This is a genomic window from Marinomonas ostreistagni (assembly GCF_016888445.1).
Taxonomy (GTDB): Bacteria; Pseudomonadota; Gammaproteobacteria; order Pseudomonadales; family Marinomonadaceae; genus Marinomonas; species Marinomonas ostreistagni.
This window is the reverse complement of the sequence record NZ_JAFEKF010000002.1, coordinates 20,985-35,442: the sequence shown is the minus strand read 5'-3', so window position 1 is coordinate 35,442 and position 14,458 is coordinate 20,985. Positions and strand designations below refer to the sequence as shown.

14 protein-coding genes are annotated in these 14,458 nt (G+C 50.8%); 4 read left to right on the top strand and 10 right to left on the bottom strand.

Going from position 1 to position 14,458, the window contains the following annotated elements:
- Positions 1-179: 179 nt before the first annotated feature.
- The 8 genes from hemW to JQX58_RS05615 form a co-directional block, all read right to left on the bottom strand.
- Positions 180-1,349, bottom strand: coding sequence for a radical SAM family heme chaperone HemW (gene hemW / locus JQX58_RS05650; RefSeq protein WP_204145864.1), 1,170 nt, complete (start codon positions 1,347-1,349; stop codon positions 180-182).
- Positions 1,346-1,954, bottom strand: coding sequence for an XTP/dITP diphosphatase (locus JQX58_RS05645; protein WP_204145863.1), 609 nt, complete (start codon positions 1,952-1,954; stop codon positions 1,346-1,348). The genes hemW and JQX58_RS05645 overlap by 4 nt, the downstream gene beginning before the upstream one ends.
- A 12-nt stretch (positions 1,955-1,966) precedes the next feature.
- On the bottom strand, positions 1,967-2,398 hold the full coding sequence (locus JQX58_RS05640) for a DUF4426 domain-containing protein (RefSeq protein WP_204145862.1): 432 nt from the start codon (positions 2,396-2,398) through the stop codon (positions 1,967-1,969).
- Positions 2,399-2,412: 14 nt separating this feature from the next.
- On the bottom strand, positions 2,413-3,003 hold the full coding sequence (gene metW, locus JQX58_RS05635) for a methionine biosynthesis protein MetW (protein WP_204145861.1): 591 nt from the start codon (positions 3,001-3,003) through the stop codon (positions 2,413-2,415).
- Positions 3,003-4,160, bottom strand: a complete 1,158-nt coding sequence (metX, locus tag JQX58_RS05630; RefSeq protein WP_204145860.1) for a homoserine O-succinyltransferase MetX — start codon at positions 4,158-4,160, stop codon at positions 3,003-3,005. Before metX ends, metW begins: the two co-directional genes overlap by 1 nt.
- Positions 4,161-4,316: 156 nt before the next feature.
- Positions 4,317-6,206 (bottom strand): methyl-accepting chemotaxis protein, encoded by a 1,890-nt coding sequence (locus JQX58_RS05625; protein ID WP_204145859.1) that lies wholly within the window; start codon positions 6,204-6,206, stop codon positions 4,317-4,319.
- 90 nt (positions 6,207-6,296) lie between these two features.
- Entirely contained in the window at positions 6,297-6,875 is a 579-nt protein-coding gene (rsmD, locus tag JQX58_RS05620) for a 16S rRNA (guanine(966)-N(2))-methyltransferase RsmD (RefSeq protein ID WP_204145858.1), read from the bottom strand.
- Positions 6,872-8,152 carry a hypothetical protein gene (locus tag JQX58_RS05615; RefSeq protein WP_204145857.1) on the bottom strand — a complete coding sequence of 427 codons (1,281 nt, stop codon included), beginning with the start codon at positions 8,150-8,152 and terminating at the stop codon, positions 6,872-6,874. Before JQX58_RS05615 ends, rsmD begins: the two co-directional genes overlap by 4 nt.
- Positions 8,153-8,320: 168 nt before the next feature.
- On the opposite strand from JQX58_RS05615, the gene ftsY reads away from it, so the two are divergent.
- The 4 genes from ftsY (at position 8,321) to rpoH (ending at position 12,371) form a co-directional block, all read left to right on the top strand.
- Positions 8,321-9,604, top strand: coding sequence for a signal recognition particle-docking protein FtsY (gene ftsY, locus JQX58_RS05610; RefSeq protein WP_204145856.1), 1,284 nt, complete (start codon positions 8,321-8,323; stop codon positions 9,602-9,604).
- A 35-nt stretch (positions 9,605-9,639) separates the two neighbouring features.
- The gene (gene ftsE / locus JQX58_RS05605; RefSeq protein ID WP_204145855.1) at positions 9,640-10,311 is read left to right on the top strand and encodes a cell division ATP-binding protein FtsE; all 672 of its coding nucleotides are present in this window, start codon (positions 9,640-9,642) and stop codon (positions 10,309-10,311) included.
- Positions 10,311-11,330, top strand: a complete 1,020-nt coding sequence (gene ftsX / locus JQX58_RS05600; protein ID WP_204145854.1) for a permease-like cell division protein FtsX — start codon at positions 10,311-10,313, stop codon at positions 11,328-11,330. Before ftsE ends, ftsX begins: the two co-directional genes overlap by 1 nt.
- A 174-nt stretch (positions 11,331-11,504) precedes the next feature.
- Positions 11,505-12,371: an RNA polymerase sigma factor RpoH gene (gene rpoH / locus JQX58_RS05595; RefSeq protein WP_204145853.1), complete on the top strand. Its 867-nt coding sequence runs from the start codon at positions 11,505-11,507 to the stop codon at positions 12,369-12,371.
- Between the two features lie 187 nt (positions 12,372-12,558).
- On the opposite strand, the gene JQX58_RS05590 is transcribed toward rpoH, so the two are convergent.
- Complete coding sequence (locus JQX58_RS05590; RefSeq protein ID WP_204145852.1) at positions 12,559-13,422, bottom strand: energy transducer TonB; 864 nt, start codon at positions 13,420-13,422, stop codon at positions 12,559-12,561.
- 8 nt (positions 13,423-13,430) lie between these two features.
- The gene (gene gshB, locus JQX58_RS05585) at positions 13,431-14,384 is read right to left on the bottom strand and encodes a glutathione synthase (protein ID WP_204145851.1); all 954 of its coding nucleotides are present in this window, start codon (positions 14,382-14,384) and stop codon (positions 13,431-13,433) included.
- Positions 14,385-14,458: the final 74 nt, after the last annotated feature.

Below are 14,458 nucleotides of genomic sequence, written 5' to 3'. Positions count from 1 at the left end.
CATCACACTTAACCGTGCCGAAACACAGGTATCCTCAGCTGAGGATTTAGACTGAAATACGGATGCAAATTTACGATCCATGATCAAAAAATTGCCCAGCACGGCGAGTGCTGGGCAATTTCGGGAAAGTGAGAATGGCAGTAACTTCATTAGATGTCAAACAATTGTCATTTGAATGACTATTCCGTTAAAAACAGCTCCAACAGCTCATTTAAAAAGAGTTTGCCCTTGTGGGTGGTGCTGACTTGTCCTTGTCGCCAAGCGACAGAATCCAGTAATCCGCGCGAAACTGCCTCGGAACAGGACTTTTCTAAGCTTTTCGGTACATTTTGGTAGGCATAGCGCTGATAATCGTCCAAAGCAAAGGATTCAAACAGTCGCAAACGGTTCATCATGAACTCCAGCGGCAGGTCTTCGCTGGCAATGGCCTCTTTGATCGCAAGCGCTTCTGGGAGGTTGTTCAGGTAGTGATTCGGATGGCGTGTCTTTCGTGTACGAAATATTTGACCATCTGGTAGAGTCACTTTGCCATGGGCGCCAGCACCGATCCCTAAATAGTCCCCAAAACGCCAATAATTCAAATTATGCGACGCTTTACGACCTAGTTTAGCGTTTGCTGATACTTCGTATTGGTGATAGCCATGTTGCTCAAGCAGTGCCAAACCATCGTCCTGAATATTCCACAGTGTGTTGTCTTCGGGCAACGTTGGCGGGCGACGGTAAAATTCGGTATTGGGCTCGATGGTGAGCTGGTACCAAGACAAATGTTCAGGGTCTAAATCGATGGCCAGCTTCAGATCTTCTAGCGCCATTTCGACACTCTGATCGGGTAAACCATGCATCAAGTCGATGTTGATATTATCAAACCCCGCTAGGCGTGATTTATCCACAGCGCGAATGGCTTCGTCGCGGTTGTGGATTCTTCCTAGGGTTTTCAACAGGTTTGGCTGAAAACTTTGTACGCCAATCGACAGTCGGTTGATGCCTGCTTGGCGAAAGTGGGCAAACTTGGCCTGCTCAAACGTGCCAGGGTTGGCTTCCATGGTGACTTCTGCATCTGGCGCCCAGTTAAGCTTGCTGCGCAAACCGTCGAACAGCTGATAGTAGAAGTCTTCGCTCATTAAGCTTGGCGTACCACCACCGATAAACGCCGTTTGTATGGGGCGGTCCGCCACATAGGGCAGATCGACCTCAAGATCGGCGAGTAATTGGCCGAGGTAAGCTTGTTCGGGCAGCTGGCCGTTTTCTTCAAAGCGGTCCGCTTGGTGTGAGTTAAAGTCGCAGTAAGGGCACTTGCGTACACACCAAGGGACGTGAATATAAAGGCTCAGCGGTGGCAGTGTGTTCATGCAATCAGCTGGCGTGCTTTAAACGCTTCCAATAGAGCCGTCAGCGCTTGAGCGCGGTGGCTGATTTGGTTTTTCTCTTGTTTACTTAGACTGGCCGCACTGCAGCCTTTTTCGGGCACGTAAAATAGCGGGTCGTAACCAAAGCCTTCAGCCCCTTCTAGTGACTCTAAAATACGGCCTTCCCAAGTGCCGTGAGCGATGATTGGCGTTGGGTCGTTGGCATGGCGCATAAAGGCCAATACGCAATGAAAACGCGCCGTACGCTGGGCGCTGGGTACGCCTTGCAGCTTTTCTAGCAACAGCGCATTGTTGGCATCATTGTCGCCGTGTTCACCGGCAAAGCGCGCTGAATAAATGCCCGGTGCGCCGTCCAAGAAGTCCACTTCGATGCCTGAGTCGTCCGCCAAAGCAGGCAAACCTGTGATGGCACAGGCATGACGTGCTTTGAGGATGGCATTTTCGACGAACGTTAAGCCGGTTTCGTCGGCGTCTTCGACACTGAATTCCCCTTGCGGCTTTACTTCGATATTAAAGCGGCGGAACAGCTCGTTAAACTCTTTGATCTTACCTAGGTTGTTGCTGGCAAGTACGATGGTTTGGCTCATGAAAACACCTATTTAGTCCACGTAGAAGTGGCGTTGAAAGTCCACAGTCATCGGCTCAGCATCGGCGCTGGTTTTGGCCTCAATGTGGAACTTTAGAATTTCATCGTCGGTTTTGCGAAACGGCGCAAGATAATAGACGGCATCACCTTCGTCGATGGTTTGAAACGACAGCTGAATGATCTGTCCCATCAAGTTTTTGATGTGTCCCGAGACGATGGCAGGCTGCGATTGTGGCACCTCGCCGTCGGCTTGTGTGGTGACGGCGATATTTAGCAGGCCTTGCCCTTTACTGCGAGTCAGGCCGTATTGCTGCGCGATCTCGGGGGTTAGAAAGGCTGACTCAAAGGTGTTGAAGTGCAGTTGGTAACGACCAAAGCTTTGCACTTGCTCGGCGTGGGCCAAACTCACAACACAGGTAAGTAATACACTGAGTAACCATTTCATAACCGACTCCTTGATCAGCGGCTGACCTTAAAGATCGCCGTTTCACTGAATAAATTGGGCATCATACGCGTCCACCAATGATCGCGTAATTGTCCGTCTACTGCAGCCCAACGTTGGATTTTTAAGTTTTTTGACTGACATAGATCGCGAAAATCACTAAAGGTACAGAAGTGAATGTTAGGCGTATCGTACCAGTTGTAGGGCAAGAACTCCGACACCGGCATATGGCCTTTGATGCCTAAATGGATGCGGTTGCGCCAGTGACCAAAGTTGGGGAAGGTAATGACGGCTTCTTTGCCGATGCGTAGCATCTCGTCAAGCAGTAGGTCAGGGCGGCGGAACTGTTGCAGCGCATGCGCCATGACAACAATGTCAAAGTCCTGCTCAGCAAAGTTTTGCAAACCTTCATCGATGTCTTGCTCAAGCACCGGAATGCCTTTTTCGATACAGGTGTTGATGTTATCGGCATCGATTTCTAAACCGTAGCCCGCCACACGTTTGTGTTGTTGTAGGTGCTCTAGCAGCGCACCGTTGCCACAGCCTAAATCCAGCACGCGCGAGCCTGCTGGAATCCAATCACTGATAAGTTCTAAGTCAGCGCGCATTAGGCTTGCTCCTCTGGTAAACGGTTGGCAACACGGCCAAGAAAACCACGCAGCGCATTCATGTAGCGCGGAATCGGGAATAAGAAGGCATCGTGGCCTTCGATGGCTTCAATTTTGGTGTAGCTGACGTGTTTGCCGCAGCGGATCAGAGCGTCGACGATTTCTTCGCTACGCGCCGGCGAGAAGCGCCAGTCGGTGGTGAAAGACACCAATAAGAATTCGCACTGCGCTTTGCTCAGTACTTTGGCCAGATCGCCACCTTCGCGGGCCGCTGGATCAAAGTAATCCAGTGCTTTGGTCATCAGCATGTAAGTGTTGGCGTCGAAACGCTTGGTGAAGGCTTCACCTTGGTAACGTAAGTAGCTTTCCACCTCAAACTCAACTTCGTAGTTGTATTGATAGGTGTCGTGGCGCATCTGACGGCCAAACTTGTTGCCCATCGAATCATCAGATAAGTAGGTGATATGGCCGAGCATGCGCGCTAAGCCTAGGCCATTTCTTGGAATCGTGTCTTCGGCTTGGTAATTGCCATCAAAAAACTCTGGATCGCGGCGAATCGACTGGCGTGCCACTTCGTTGAAGGCAATGTTTTGTGTCGATAGCTTAGGCGCAGACGCAATGATTGCTGCTGCTTGTAAACGCTCAGGGTAACGCACGCTCCATTCAAGGACTTGCATGCCACCAAGACTGCCGCCGACGATAGCGGCAAATTGCTGAATACCAAAGCGGTCCGCCAAACGTGCTTGAGAAACGACCCAATCTTCGACCGTGACCATGGGGAATTCTGCGCCCCAAACCTTGCCTGTCGCTGGATTGACGCTGGTCGGGCCAGTACTGCCGCCACAACCGCCAAGATTATTCAGGCTGATAACAAAAAAGCGATTAGTGTCGATCGGTTTACCTGGGCCAATGGCACTGTCCCACCAGCCTGGCTTGCGATCTTCCATACTGTGGTAGCCAGCGGCATGATGATCCCCACTTAACGCATGGCAGATTAAGATAGCGTTACTGGCGTCGGCATTGAGTTGGCCGTACGTTTCATAGATCAGTTGATAGGTGGGTAGGGTCTGGCCACAGGCAAGAACCAATGGCTCATCGAACTGGGCTACTTGTGGTGTAATGAGCCCCACAGAATCGGCTGGAATAGTCTCCGGCATAGGTTGTGCGTTTCCTGATGAAAATAAGCGACACGCCGCGACACGAGCGGCCTAAAGAAAATGACTAAATGGAGCACAGTCTAGCGCCTGCGTGGTATGGCTTCAAGAGAGGGGGATTAAAACCCAGCCTGATGAGACAGGCTGGGTCGTTTGCGATTAAGAACGCAGGGTAAAGACGCGAGTTTTAGCGGATAAACCGTCGGCCATATTGTGAATCTTGTGAGCGCTGTCGACGATCACTTCGATTGAATGGCTGTCTTCGCTCAGCTGTTGGGCGATTTGGTCCATTTCGCTGCTCATCTGTACTGCGGTGCTGGCCACATCTTGGATCGCATTCACCATATCATTGGACGCTTGCGAGCTGGTTTGGGCATTGGTTTCGATGGTGCGCATGGCCGTTTCGGCTTCGGCGCCATTTTCTTCGATCACGCGCAGCTTCTGTTGACCATGTTCCATGGTGTTGATGGCTGATTGAGTCGACGTCTGAATGGTGCTGACAATCTCGGTGATTTTAGAGGTGGCATCGACGGTTTTCTCTGCCAAAGAGCGTACTTCATCGGCGACCACTGAGAATCCACGACCGGCTTCACCAGCACGAGCCGCCTCAATCGCCGCATTCAGTGCCAACAAGTTCGTTTGTTCGGCCAAATCGTTGATCATGCCAATGACGTTGTCGATATTAGACGATAGCTTACCGAGTTCATCCAGTTGGTGGCTGGTTTTGTTGACCGCTTCGACGGTCTCGTTAAGGTTATCGAGGACGACGCGAATCGTGGTGGCGCCAGATTTAGCCGATTGATAAGTCTCGTTGGAGTGCTCGCGCATTTCTTCGGTGCTGCTAGAAAGCGTGGTGATGCGGTTTGAAATATCGTCAGTAGCCACTGCCAAGGAGTTAGTGCGCTCGGTTACTGAACGGTTGTTGTCGGCAATTTTAGCCATAGCGCTGTTAAGGTCGTTGATCATGGTGCTGACACTAGTAGTAGTCGATACCACATCCGACAAGACATTGCCGAGGCCGCTGGTCATTTCGTTAAGGGACTCGCTTAAATCGTCAAACTCATCGTGACGCTTTTTATTAACCGTCGCTTTGGCGGTCATGTCACCTTCTTTGACTTTGACTAAGTCAGTAATCACTTGATTCAAGGTGCGACGCGCACTGCGGCTGATACTCACCATCAGGATGCTAGCAAATACCGCCACGGCAATGCTGACGATAATCAAGGTGTAAAGGGACTGGGAGGCCTGGCGATCCGCTGCTTGTTCGGCTTCGAGCACATAGCGCTCAATAATCTCGGCAAGCTCAATCTGGCCAGCAGTAAAGGCCAGTTTTTGTGAGTCAAAGTTATCCTCTGCTTGCTGTAGCGCGCTGTAGGCAGGGCCATAGGCCAAGATGGCATCGTAATATTGTTGCGCTGTGGTACCAACAGTGTCAGCAAAACCAAAGTTGTTCACCCGAGACATGAAGCGCTCGTAGCTTGCGTTAAGCTCTTCTAGTGCCGCAGGGCTGGGCTCGCTCAAGTAACTGCCTTCCACTTTGCGCACGTTGACGAATTCACGATTGAGTAGGCTGATGCGGGCAATGCTTTCAGAAATCTGATCGCCTAACGCGGTGATCTCGCCTTTGTAGCCTGATTGACTGCTAAAGCCTATGATGCTGCGTTGCTCGGCTAGCGAGAGCAGGGCATTGGCGTAGTCTTCAAGACGGGTCTTGGAGGCTTTTAACGCGGCAATAAGCGGTTCGCGATCCACCATTTGAATATCTCGCTCAAGCATGGCGAGATCTTGTGCTTTGGTGTCGCGCAATTGGCTTAAGTAAGCTTGGTAGTTGCTGTCGTTAAGGTTGCGCAACTCGTCAGCGGCTTCTAGGATGCCTAAGCTGATTTTGTCGACACCAGAGCCAATGTCACCGTAGGTTCTAAGCTGATCATTGGCTTCTTGCTGTGCGTTCATGCCATTGATGGCAACCAGTGTAACCAAGACAAAGCCTGCGATAGCACAGGCGAGCAAGAATTTAAGCTTGGCTCCAAATGAGAAATTCTTCAGCATACGACACCTTGAGTAATATCATTATTATTGCTCAAACATAGAGCAGTTTTGATGTTGTATGCAAGCACCGTGCACAAACTGAACAATTTTTTACATAGCGCAATAGAGAGCGAAGGTCAGTTGGCCGGCTTTTTTCTCTTTCAGTAATTGCCAGTTGTCCGGTAGCGGTGGCAGCTCTTTTTCCGATTCGCGTTCAATGTAGATGTGCGCACCAGACTTAAGCCACTGGCTATCTAGCGCTGGAATGACTTGATCTAACAAACCTTTTCGAAACGGCGGATCCAAAAAAATCAGGTCATAGGCTTCGCTCGGGCGCTGTAAAAAAGACAGCGCATCAGAGTGAACCACTTGGCCTTGAGGGGCGTTGAGTGTCTTAAGATTTTGTTGGATTTGCTGTGCGACCTGTTTATTTAGCTCAACAAAGGTGCAGTCTTTTGCACCACGAGAGAGCGCTTCTAAACCAAGTGCGCCTGAGCCACAAAACAAATCCAAGCAACGAGCGCCTGGCACTTCAAAGTTTAGCCAATTGAACACGGTCTCACGCACTCGGTCGGTGGTGGGGCGCAGACCTTCAATATCTGGGATCGGAAGCTGTCGTGAGCGCCATTCCCCGCCAATGATGCGTAACTTAGACGTACTTTTGGAGTGTTTGTTGCTGGGCTTTTTCATTGGCTAACCTGAATTTCTTGTCGAGAGGAAGGACGCAGCAGCGTCTCAATGCGTTGCTGATAGTCTTCTATTGTAAAAGAGTTCGCGATTTGACTGTAGTCTTGCGCAAATTGCGTCAAGGTTAACGGGCCAGAAGGCGCACCGACACGGCTGCCCATCTGGGTCCACCATTCTGGCGTTTGGCTCAGTGTGGCGAGACGTGTCAGCAGTTGCTGTTTGCGTTGTGCAAAGACATCGCTGTCTTGCCAGCTTGGCAAGGTATGAAGATCCACCCACGCTGTATCTGGCTGCGTTTCGGTTGCAGTATTTTGCAGGACGGTTGGCGGCAGTTGAATTTGCCACGTGGCGTAGGGGGCTATGCCCGCCAGCTGTAGTTGCCATTGCACCACTGAGCTAGCAAGGCGTTGTTTTTGGGTCTCAAGCATATCGCGCGCCCAAACTTGCAGGGCGAGCCAGTCTTCCACTGAATTCAGTGGTGCCAGTCCTACGGCGCCGTATAAGGCGCTTAACTCACCTTCGCCAAAGCGCTGAATCTCAGGCTGCTGCGCCCACTCCGTTAGCGGGGATTCAGTAGCGGTTGTCATGTGTTGAGTTATGCGATTTAAGCCTGCTTGCAAGCTGGGAGTAACGCTAGCGTCGATGGCGCCGGCCACGACGATATGCGAGACATGCTGTTTAAGCTGACTGAGGTATTGGTTTACTTGGGGCAAGTTAAGTGGCTCAGCAGGGGGCGCTTGAACGTCTGGCATAAACTGCTGCAGCAGTTGGCGCTGAGCGCTATCAGTGGTGGTTTGTCGTTGTAGGCGCGCCAGAGCGGTCGCTTTAAACTGTGTCTGGTTTAGCCAAGTATCAAACAGATTAAAGCTTGATTCTAAAAACTGTGGCTGATTACTAAGAGTCAGTGTTAAAAACTGGCGTTGCTGAGTAAAGTTTGTTGCAACATTGGCCGCTAATGGGCTTAGACGCTGATTGATGGTGGCGGTGCTAAGCGGCAAGCTTGGGCCACTGAGCATGTTTAAGGTGGTGGCGGTCAGCTCGGGTTGGCGTGTGTCGGCCTGAAATACCAGTGTAAGCGTAAGTTTATTGCCTGCTTGCCAGTCATCTTGGGTCACCCAAGTCACTGGGATACCGGACTCGGTTTGCCATTGGTTTATCTCGGGTGTCGTCAGGTCTACCGTGGGTGCGGTCAGATTAAGGAGCCAAATAGCGAGCATGGTGACGACGATAATGGCCGCTAAAACTGGACGACTGAACAAGGGCTGATCACGTTTAAACATAGTCTTTAGGCGTGTTTAGAAAACATACCTGCATTTTTCCACGAAACTAGGGCTTTTTGCCAATAGGAATGATGCTAAAATCAGCGCTTTTGACGCACCTGCATTTGGCAAGGCCAAGTGACGCGGCCCATTTCTCCCATCCATTGGGATCAAATTAGAGAGAAGTGAATGGAATTTGTAGACCAAATTATTGCTTACCTGACGCCTTATTTTGGCGAATATGCGCGCTATGCACCGATTGCGATCGGTGTGGTGTTGGCGGCGTTAGCGTTTTTGATCAAGCGCGCGCTGATCAAAGGCATGACCTCCGACGCTAAGCCTGTCGAATCCCAAGTGTCTGAATCCGAGGCCACGCCTGGTGCAAAGGAAGAGCCGTCTGATGCGACGCCAGACGTGGCACCGAGTGACCTAGCGCAGGAAGTAACAGCTACTAAAGAAGCGCCAGAGGCCGAGGCAGAGCCATTGCCGAAAGCCCAGCCTGCAGTACAAGAGCAGCCAGTGGTAGCCAAAGAGCCAGTACCAGAGCCAACCTTATCTTGGTCGCAGCGTATTAAGGCAGGCTTGGCGCGCACGCGCAGTGGTTTGGGGTCTGGTTTATCGTCTATTGTTATGGGCAGTAAAAAGCTCGATGACGATCTGCTAGAAGAGTTAGAAACTCAGCTATTGATGGCCGATGTCGGGGTTGAAGCGACGCAAGCATTGATCGATTCACTGACCGATAAGCTGAATCGCAAAGAGCTGAAAGACACTGATGCACTGATGCGTACACTTAAGAGTGAGCTTAAGGATATCTTGGTGAATTCAGAGCAGCCGCTGGTGCCTGAAAAGCAAGAGGGTCCTTTTGTTATCTTGATGGTCGGTGTTAATGGTGTAGGCAAAACGACCACCATTGGTAAACTGGCGAAGAAGTACCAAGCCGAAGGCAAGAGCGTGATGTTGGCGGCGGGTGATACCTTCCGTGCCGCAGCGGTTGAGCAGTTACAAGTGTGGGGCGAGCGTAATAACGTACCCGTGGTGGCGCAACATACCGGTGCCGATTCAGCGTCGGTGATTTACGATGCCATCGAGTCTGCTAAGTCACGCGGCGTGGACATCGTCATTGCCGATACCGCCGGTCGTTTGCAAAACAAAGCCAACTTGATGAACGAGCTAGAAAAAGTCGTGCGCGTAATGAAGAAACTGGACGTCGAAGCGCCACACGAAGTGATGTTGGTACTAGATGCTGGCACGGGCCAAAACGCCCTAAGCCAAGCGAAACTGTTTACCGAAGCCGTCGGTGTATCAGGTATTACGTTGACTAAACTCGACGGTACCGCCAAAGGTGGCATCATCTTTGCGATTGCCAAGCAGTTTGGTTTACCGATTCGTTATATCGGTGTTGGTGAGCAAGCCGAAGATTTACGACCGTTTAAGTCACAAGAATTTGTTGACGCGCTGTTTGCCAGTGAGTAACAGTTAGGCAGCAATTTATTACAGGGGACGTCTAGGTGGAAATTGAGTTTCAGCGCGTAGGTAAAAAGTACGAGAGTGGACAAGAAGCACTGTCGCAGGTGAGCTTTCATCTGCGTCAGGCCGAAATGGCCTTTTTGACCGGACATTCTGGTGCAGGTAAAAGTACGCTGATGAAGCTCATCATGATGATTGAGCGTCAGTCAACGGGCAATATCCTCGTCGACGGTGTTGATCTCAGTACCTTGGGCAAAGGCGCGATTCCGTATCACCGTCGCCGCGTGGGGGTGGTGTTTCAGAACCACCAACTGTTGTTTGATCGCAGCGTGTTTCACAATGTCGCGCTGCCGCTGCAAGTCAGTGGCGCGGATGATGCGCAGACTGGCAAACGTGTGCGTGCGGCACTTGATAAGGTTGGGTTGTTGGGTAAAGAAAAACTTAACCCGATGGCGTTGTCTGGTGGTGAGCAGCAGCGTATTGGTATCGCCCGAGCGGTGGTGAATAAGCCACAGTTACTGCTGGCCGATGAGCCGACCGGTAACTTGGACCCACGCTTGTCAGCCGAAATCATGAACCTGTTCCAAGAGTTTAACCGTGTCGGGGTGACCGTGTTGGTGGCCAGTCACGACTTGGCGTTGGTGGCACGTATGCGCCATCGTGTGTTGACCTTAAATCAAGGCCATATGGTCAACGATGGAGGGTTTTCCTGATGGCTAAACCTCCACAGCCTTCTCGCCGTGGTGCGACACGACAGCAGCGTCAAGCGGGTAAAACTAAGAATCCTTGGCGCACTGGCCAGCGTTTTGATATCAAGCTGTATTTGCGCCAGCACCAAGCCTTTTTAAAAGAAAGCCTAGGGCGTTTGGTCGGACATCCATTGGCGAGCATCATGACGATTTTGGTGATCGCCATTTCGTTGTCTTTGCCTGGTGGCTTATTTGTACTACTGAAAAACGTGCAGTCGGTAACGGATCAGTGGGAACAGCAATCAGTGATCTCGCTGTATCTGTTCCCCAATCAAGACGATACCCAGGCGCTATCATTGTCGCACCAACTATCGAGCCGAGCCGATGTGGCATCCGTCGAATATATCTCTAAAGAAGAAGGCTTACGCTACTTTGAGCAGTCCAGCGGCTACGAAGAGATTATGTCGACCTTGCCAGAAAACCCACTGCCGATCGTGTTGAAGGTTATCCCTAAAGCGGCGGTAGATTTGACGACCTTGCCGGCGCTGCAGGAGCTACGCGCCCACTTACAAAGCTTGCCACAGGTGGAGCATGCCGAGCTGGATGCCGAATGGCTGCAGCGCTTGGCGACGATTTTAGATTTTGGTCAGCGCTTTGTGTATGCGATCTCAGCATTGTTGGTGTTTGCTGTGTTGTTGATCGTGGGTAACACCATTCGTACCGCGGTAGAAAGCCGCCGTGACGAAGTGTTGGTGATGAAGCTGGTCGGCGCGACCAACAGCTATATCCGTCGTCCTTTTTTATACATGGGCTTCTGGTTTGGTGTGTTAGGCGGAGTATTTGCCACGCTCTGTATCATCCTACTGACGCTCTGGGTTAGCGCGCCTGCTGAGCAGTTGATCGAGCTGTATCATGCCGAGTTTGAATTGCAGAGTTTTAATGCAGTTGAAATTATAATATGTTTAACTATTAGCGCTTTGATTGGCGTGATCGGCTCTTGGATTGCCGTCAGTCGCCATATCAGGGATATTGAGCTGCAATAAAGCAGCCGATGTCCAAATACATTGCATAATGATGTGCAAGGTACACAAAGGAACAAAGTGCGGTGAAAAGTTGATAAATAATGGCTAACTCTCCTTATTTGTCACACACACCTAAAAAACTTTATTGCTAGTATTTTGTCATACTCAGTATGAACACGAAGAGGTGAAATAGAAATGGGTCAAGCTCTCCAGCCAATTGACATGATGACTCCGGGTCAAAATCTCGAGTCGTATGTTCAGGCCGTTAGTACCATTCCGATTTTGTCAGCGGATGAAGAACACGACTTAGCTGAACGCCTGTACTATCAAGAAGATCTTGATGCGGCGCGCTCACTGGTTATGTCCCATCTTCGCTTTGTAGTGCATATTGCCAAAAGTTATTCTGGTTACGGCTTGAATCAAGGGGATTTGATTCAGGAAGGTAACGTTGGTCTGATGAAGGCCGTTAAACGCTTTAACCCAGAAGTCGGTGTGCGCTTGGTGTCGTTCGCTGTGCACTGGATTAAGGCTGAGATTCACGAGTTTATCCTGAAGAACTGGCGTATCGTTAAGGTGGCTACCACTAAGGCGCAGCGCAAAATGTTCTTTAACCTGCGCAGCGCTAAGAAGAGTTTAACTTGGTTAAGCAATTCTGAGGTTGAGTCAGTGGCGAGTGATCTGGGTGTGACCCCTGAAGTGGTACGTCAGATGGAAGGTCGCATGAGCTCTACTGACATGGCGTTTGATGCAGGTAGTGATGATGACGATGACAGTGCTTATCAAGCACCTGCGAATTACCTAGAAGATTCAAGCTATGATCCGGCGGCAGTGCTAGAACACGGCAACTGGGAAGCGGATTCGAATCGTCGTCTTGAAAGCGCGATGCTTGAACTGGATGATCGTAGCCGCGATATCTTGATTAAGCGCTGGCTAAACGAGAATAAAGCGACACTGCACGACTTGGCCGACGAATACGGTGTGTCAGCGGAGCGTATCCGTCAGCTTGAAAAGAACGCCATGAAGAAGATACGATTGGCGATGGGTGAAGCGGAATTCCATTAACCGCCGATCCAACTCCATACTATGTGAAAAAGCCCTCTGCGTGAGGGCTTTTTTGTGTCTGCTCGATAGTCGATTTTATTAGAGCGATACTCTGCGTCTAATTTGCGCTGACGCGTCGATGCCGAGGTACGAGGCGAGAGACAGGCGCAAGCAAATTGGATTGCAGAGTTGAGATCATCAACGATTCTTACTGGCTACGTAGACGGTTGCCCGGCACAAACTGCCAAGTACGGATGATCTCTAATTGGTCGACTTCTTGTTTGAGCTCGGCAGGGAAGGTGTCAAACGGTTCGGCAAGGCGGACGATGCGCATGGCTGCATCGTCTAGTACGCGCACGCCAGAAGAGTGCAGTACTTCGATATCTTTAACGTAACCATTCGGCAAGATAGACACCGCTAGGCGCAGTTGTCCGTAAAGCTGGTTACGCTTGGCTTCGGCGGGGTAGTGAATATTGCCAATGCGCTCAATCTTGCGGCGCCAGTCGTCAAGGTACTGCGCATCGATAGCGGATTTGGCCGATACCGAGGTTAAGCGACGAATGCGCGGACGTTTGGCATAGGCTTGGCGCTGCTGATCAAGTAGTGCTTCAAGAGTGGCGATATCACTGGAGAGGCGGCTTGGCACTTGGGTTTTGCCGACAAACTGCTCTTCGAGCGTTTTGTTTTGCTGCTCAGGATCTTCTAGTACGCGAAACACATCATTGTCATTTTGTGCGGCGATGACTTCAGGGTCTTCGACTGGCTCAGCAGAAGCGAGCTGAGGCTGTACCGGTGGGGTGATATCTTGAATTTCATCGGCACGAAATTGTGCGGTTTCTGTGGTGGTGAGCTTTTGCTTACGCAGTTCAGTGCCACTGGCTTGCTGGTTTTCTTGGGCGATAAAGTCGGCTTCTTTGGGGGCGTCAGATTTATGGCGCACCAAGGTGACTTCGAGTGTTTTGCGTGGGTTGGTTTGTCCCATACTGAAGTCAAAGTTTACCAAGGTGATCGCCATCAGGTGCAAGCTGATGGCGATAAACAAGGTGATAGAAAAACGATCAATGGCGCGCATAGTGAAGATTATGCTGCGCCCAGACGCTGTTCGATGGCGTTCATTAGATCCATGCCAATGTTAAGGCCGTACTGGTCATCCAATTGACGCACACAGGTCGGGCTGGTGACGTTGATCTCGGTTAGGTAGTCACCGATTACATCTAGACCGACAAACATTAAGCCTTTTTCATTCAGCGTAGGGATCACTTGCTCACAGATCCAGCGGTCGCGGTCCGTTAGTTCGCGCCCTTCAGCACGGCCACCGGCCGCTAGGTTGCCGCGGGTTTCACCTGAAGCAGGAATACGTGCTAGTGCGTAAGGAACGGGCTTGCCATCGACGATCAGAATGCGTTTATCGCCTTGTTTTATTTCTGGGATAAACTTCTGCGCCATGATTTGCTCTTGGCCCATTTGGGTTAAGGTTTCGATGATCACACTGACGTTCGGGTCGTCGTGCTTCGCGCGAAAGATCGAGCTGCCACCCATGCCGTCTAGCGGTTTGAAGATAACGTCTTGGTGCTCTTTATGGAATGCCTTGAGCAAGTCCGTGCGGCGGCTGACCAACACTTCTGGGCAGCATTGCGGGAATTGCGTGGCGAACAGTTTCTCGTTGCACTCAAGTAGCGCCTTAGGCGGATTGACGACCATTGCGCCATCGCGCTCGGCTTGATCCAAGATCATGGTGGTGTGCATAAAAGCACTGTCAAACGGCGGATCTTTGCGCATCAAGATGACGTCGAGTTCGCCCAATGGCATACGTGTTTCTTGGCCCAATTCGTAGAATTTGTCTGGGTTTTTAAAGACCTGTAACTCGGTTGCCATGGCATAAGCTTGGCCGCGCTCTAGGAAAAGGTCTTGTTGCTCCATGTAGTACAAAGACCAGCCTTTGTCAGCGGCGGTCCATAACATGGCAAGGGAGGTGTCTTTTTTGTAGTTAATGGACGCGATTGGGTCCATTACGATACCGAGCTTGATGGTCATTTCGGTGTGCTTCCTATTACAGCTTATTAGCTCAAGAGAAGGCTAATATTTAAAACGATAGTGAGCAGTATAAG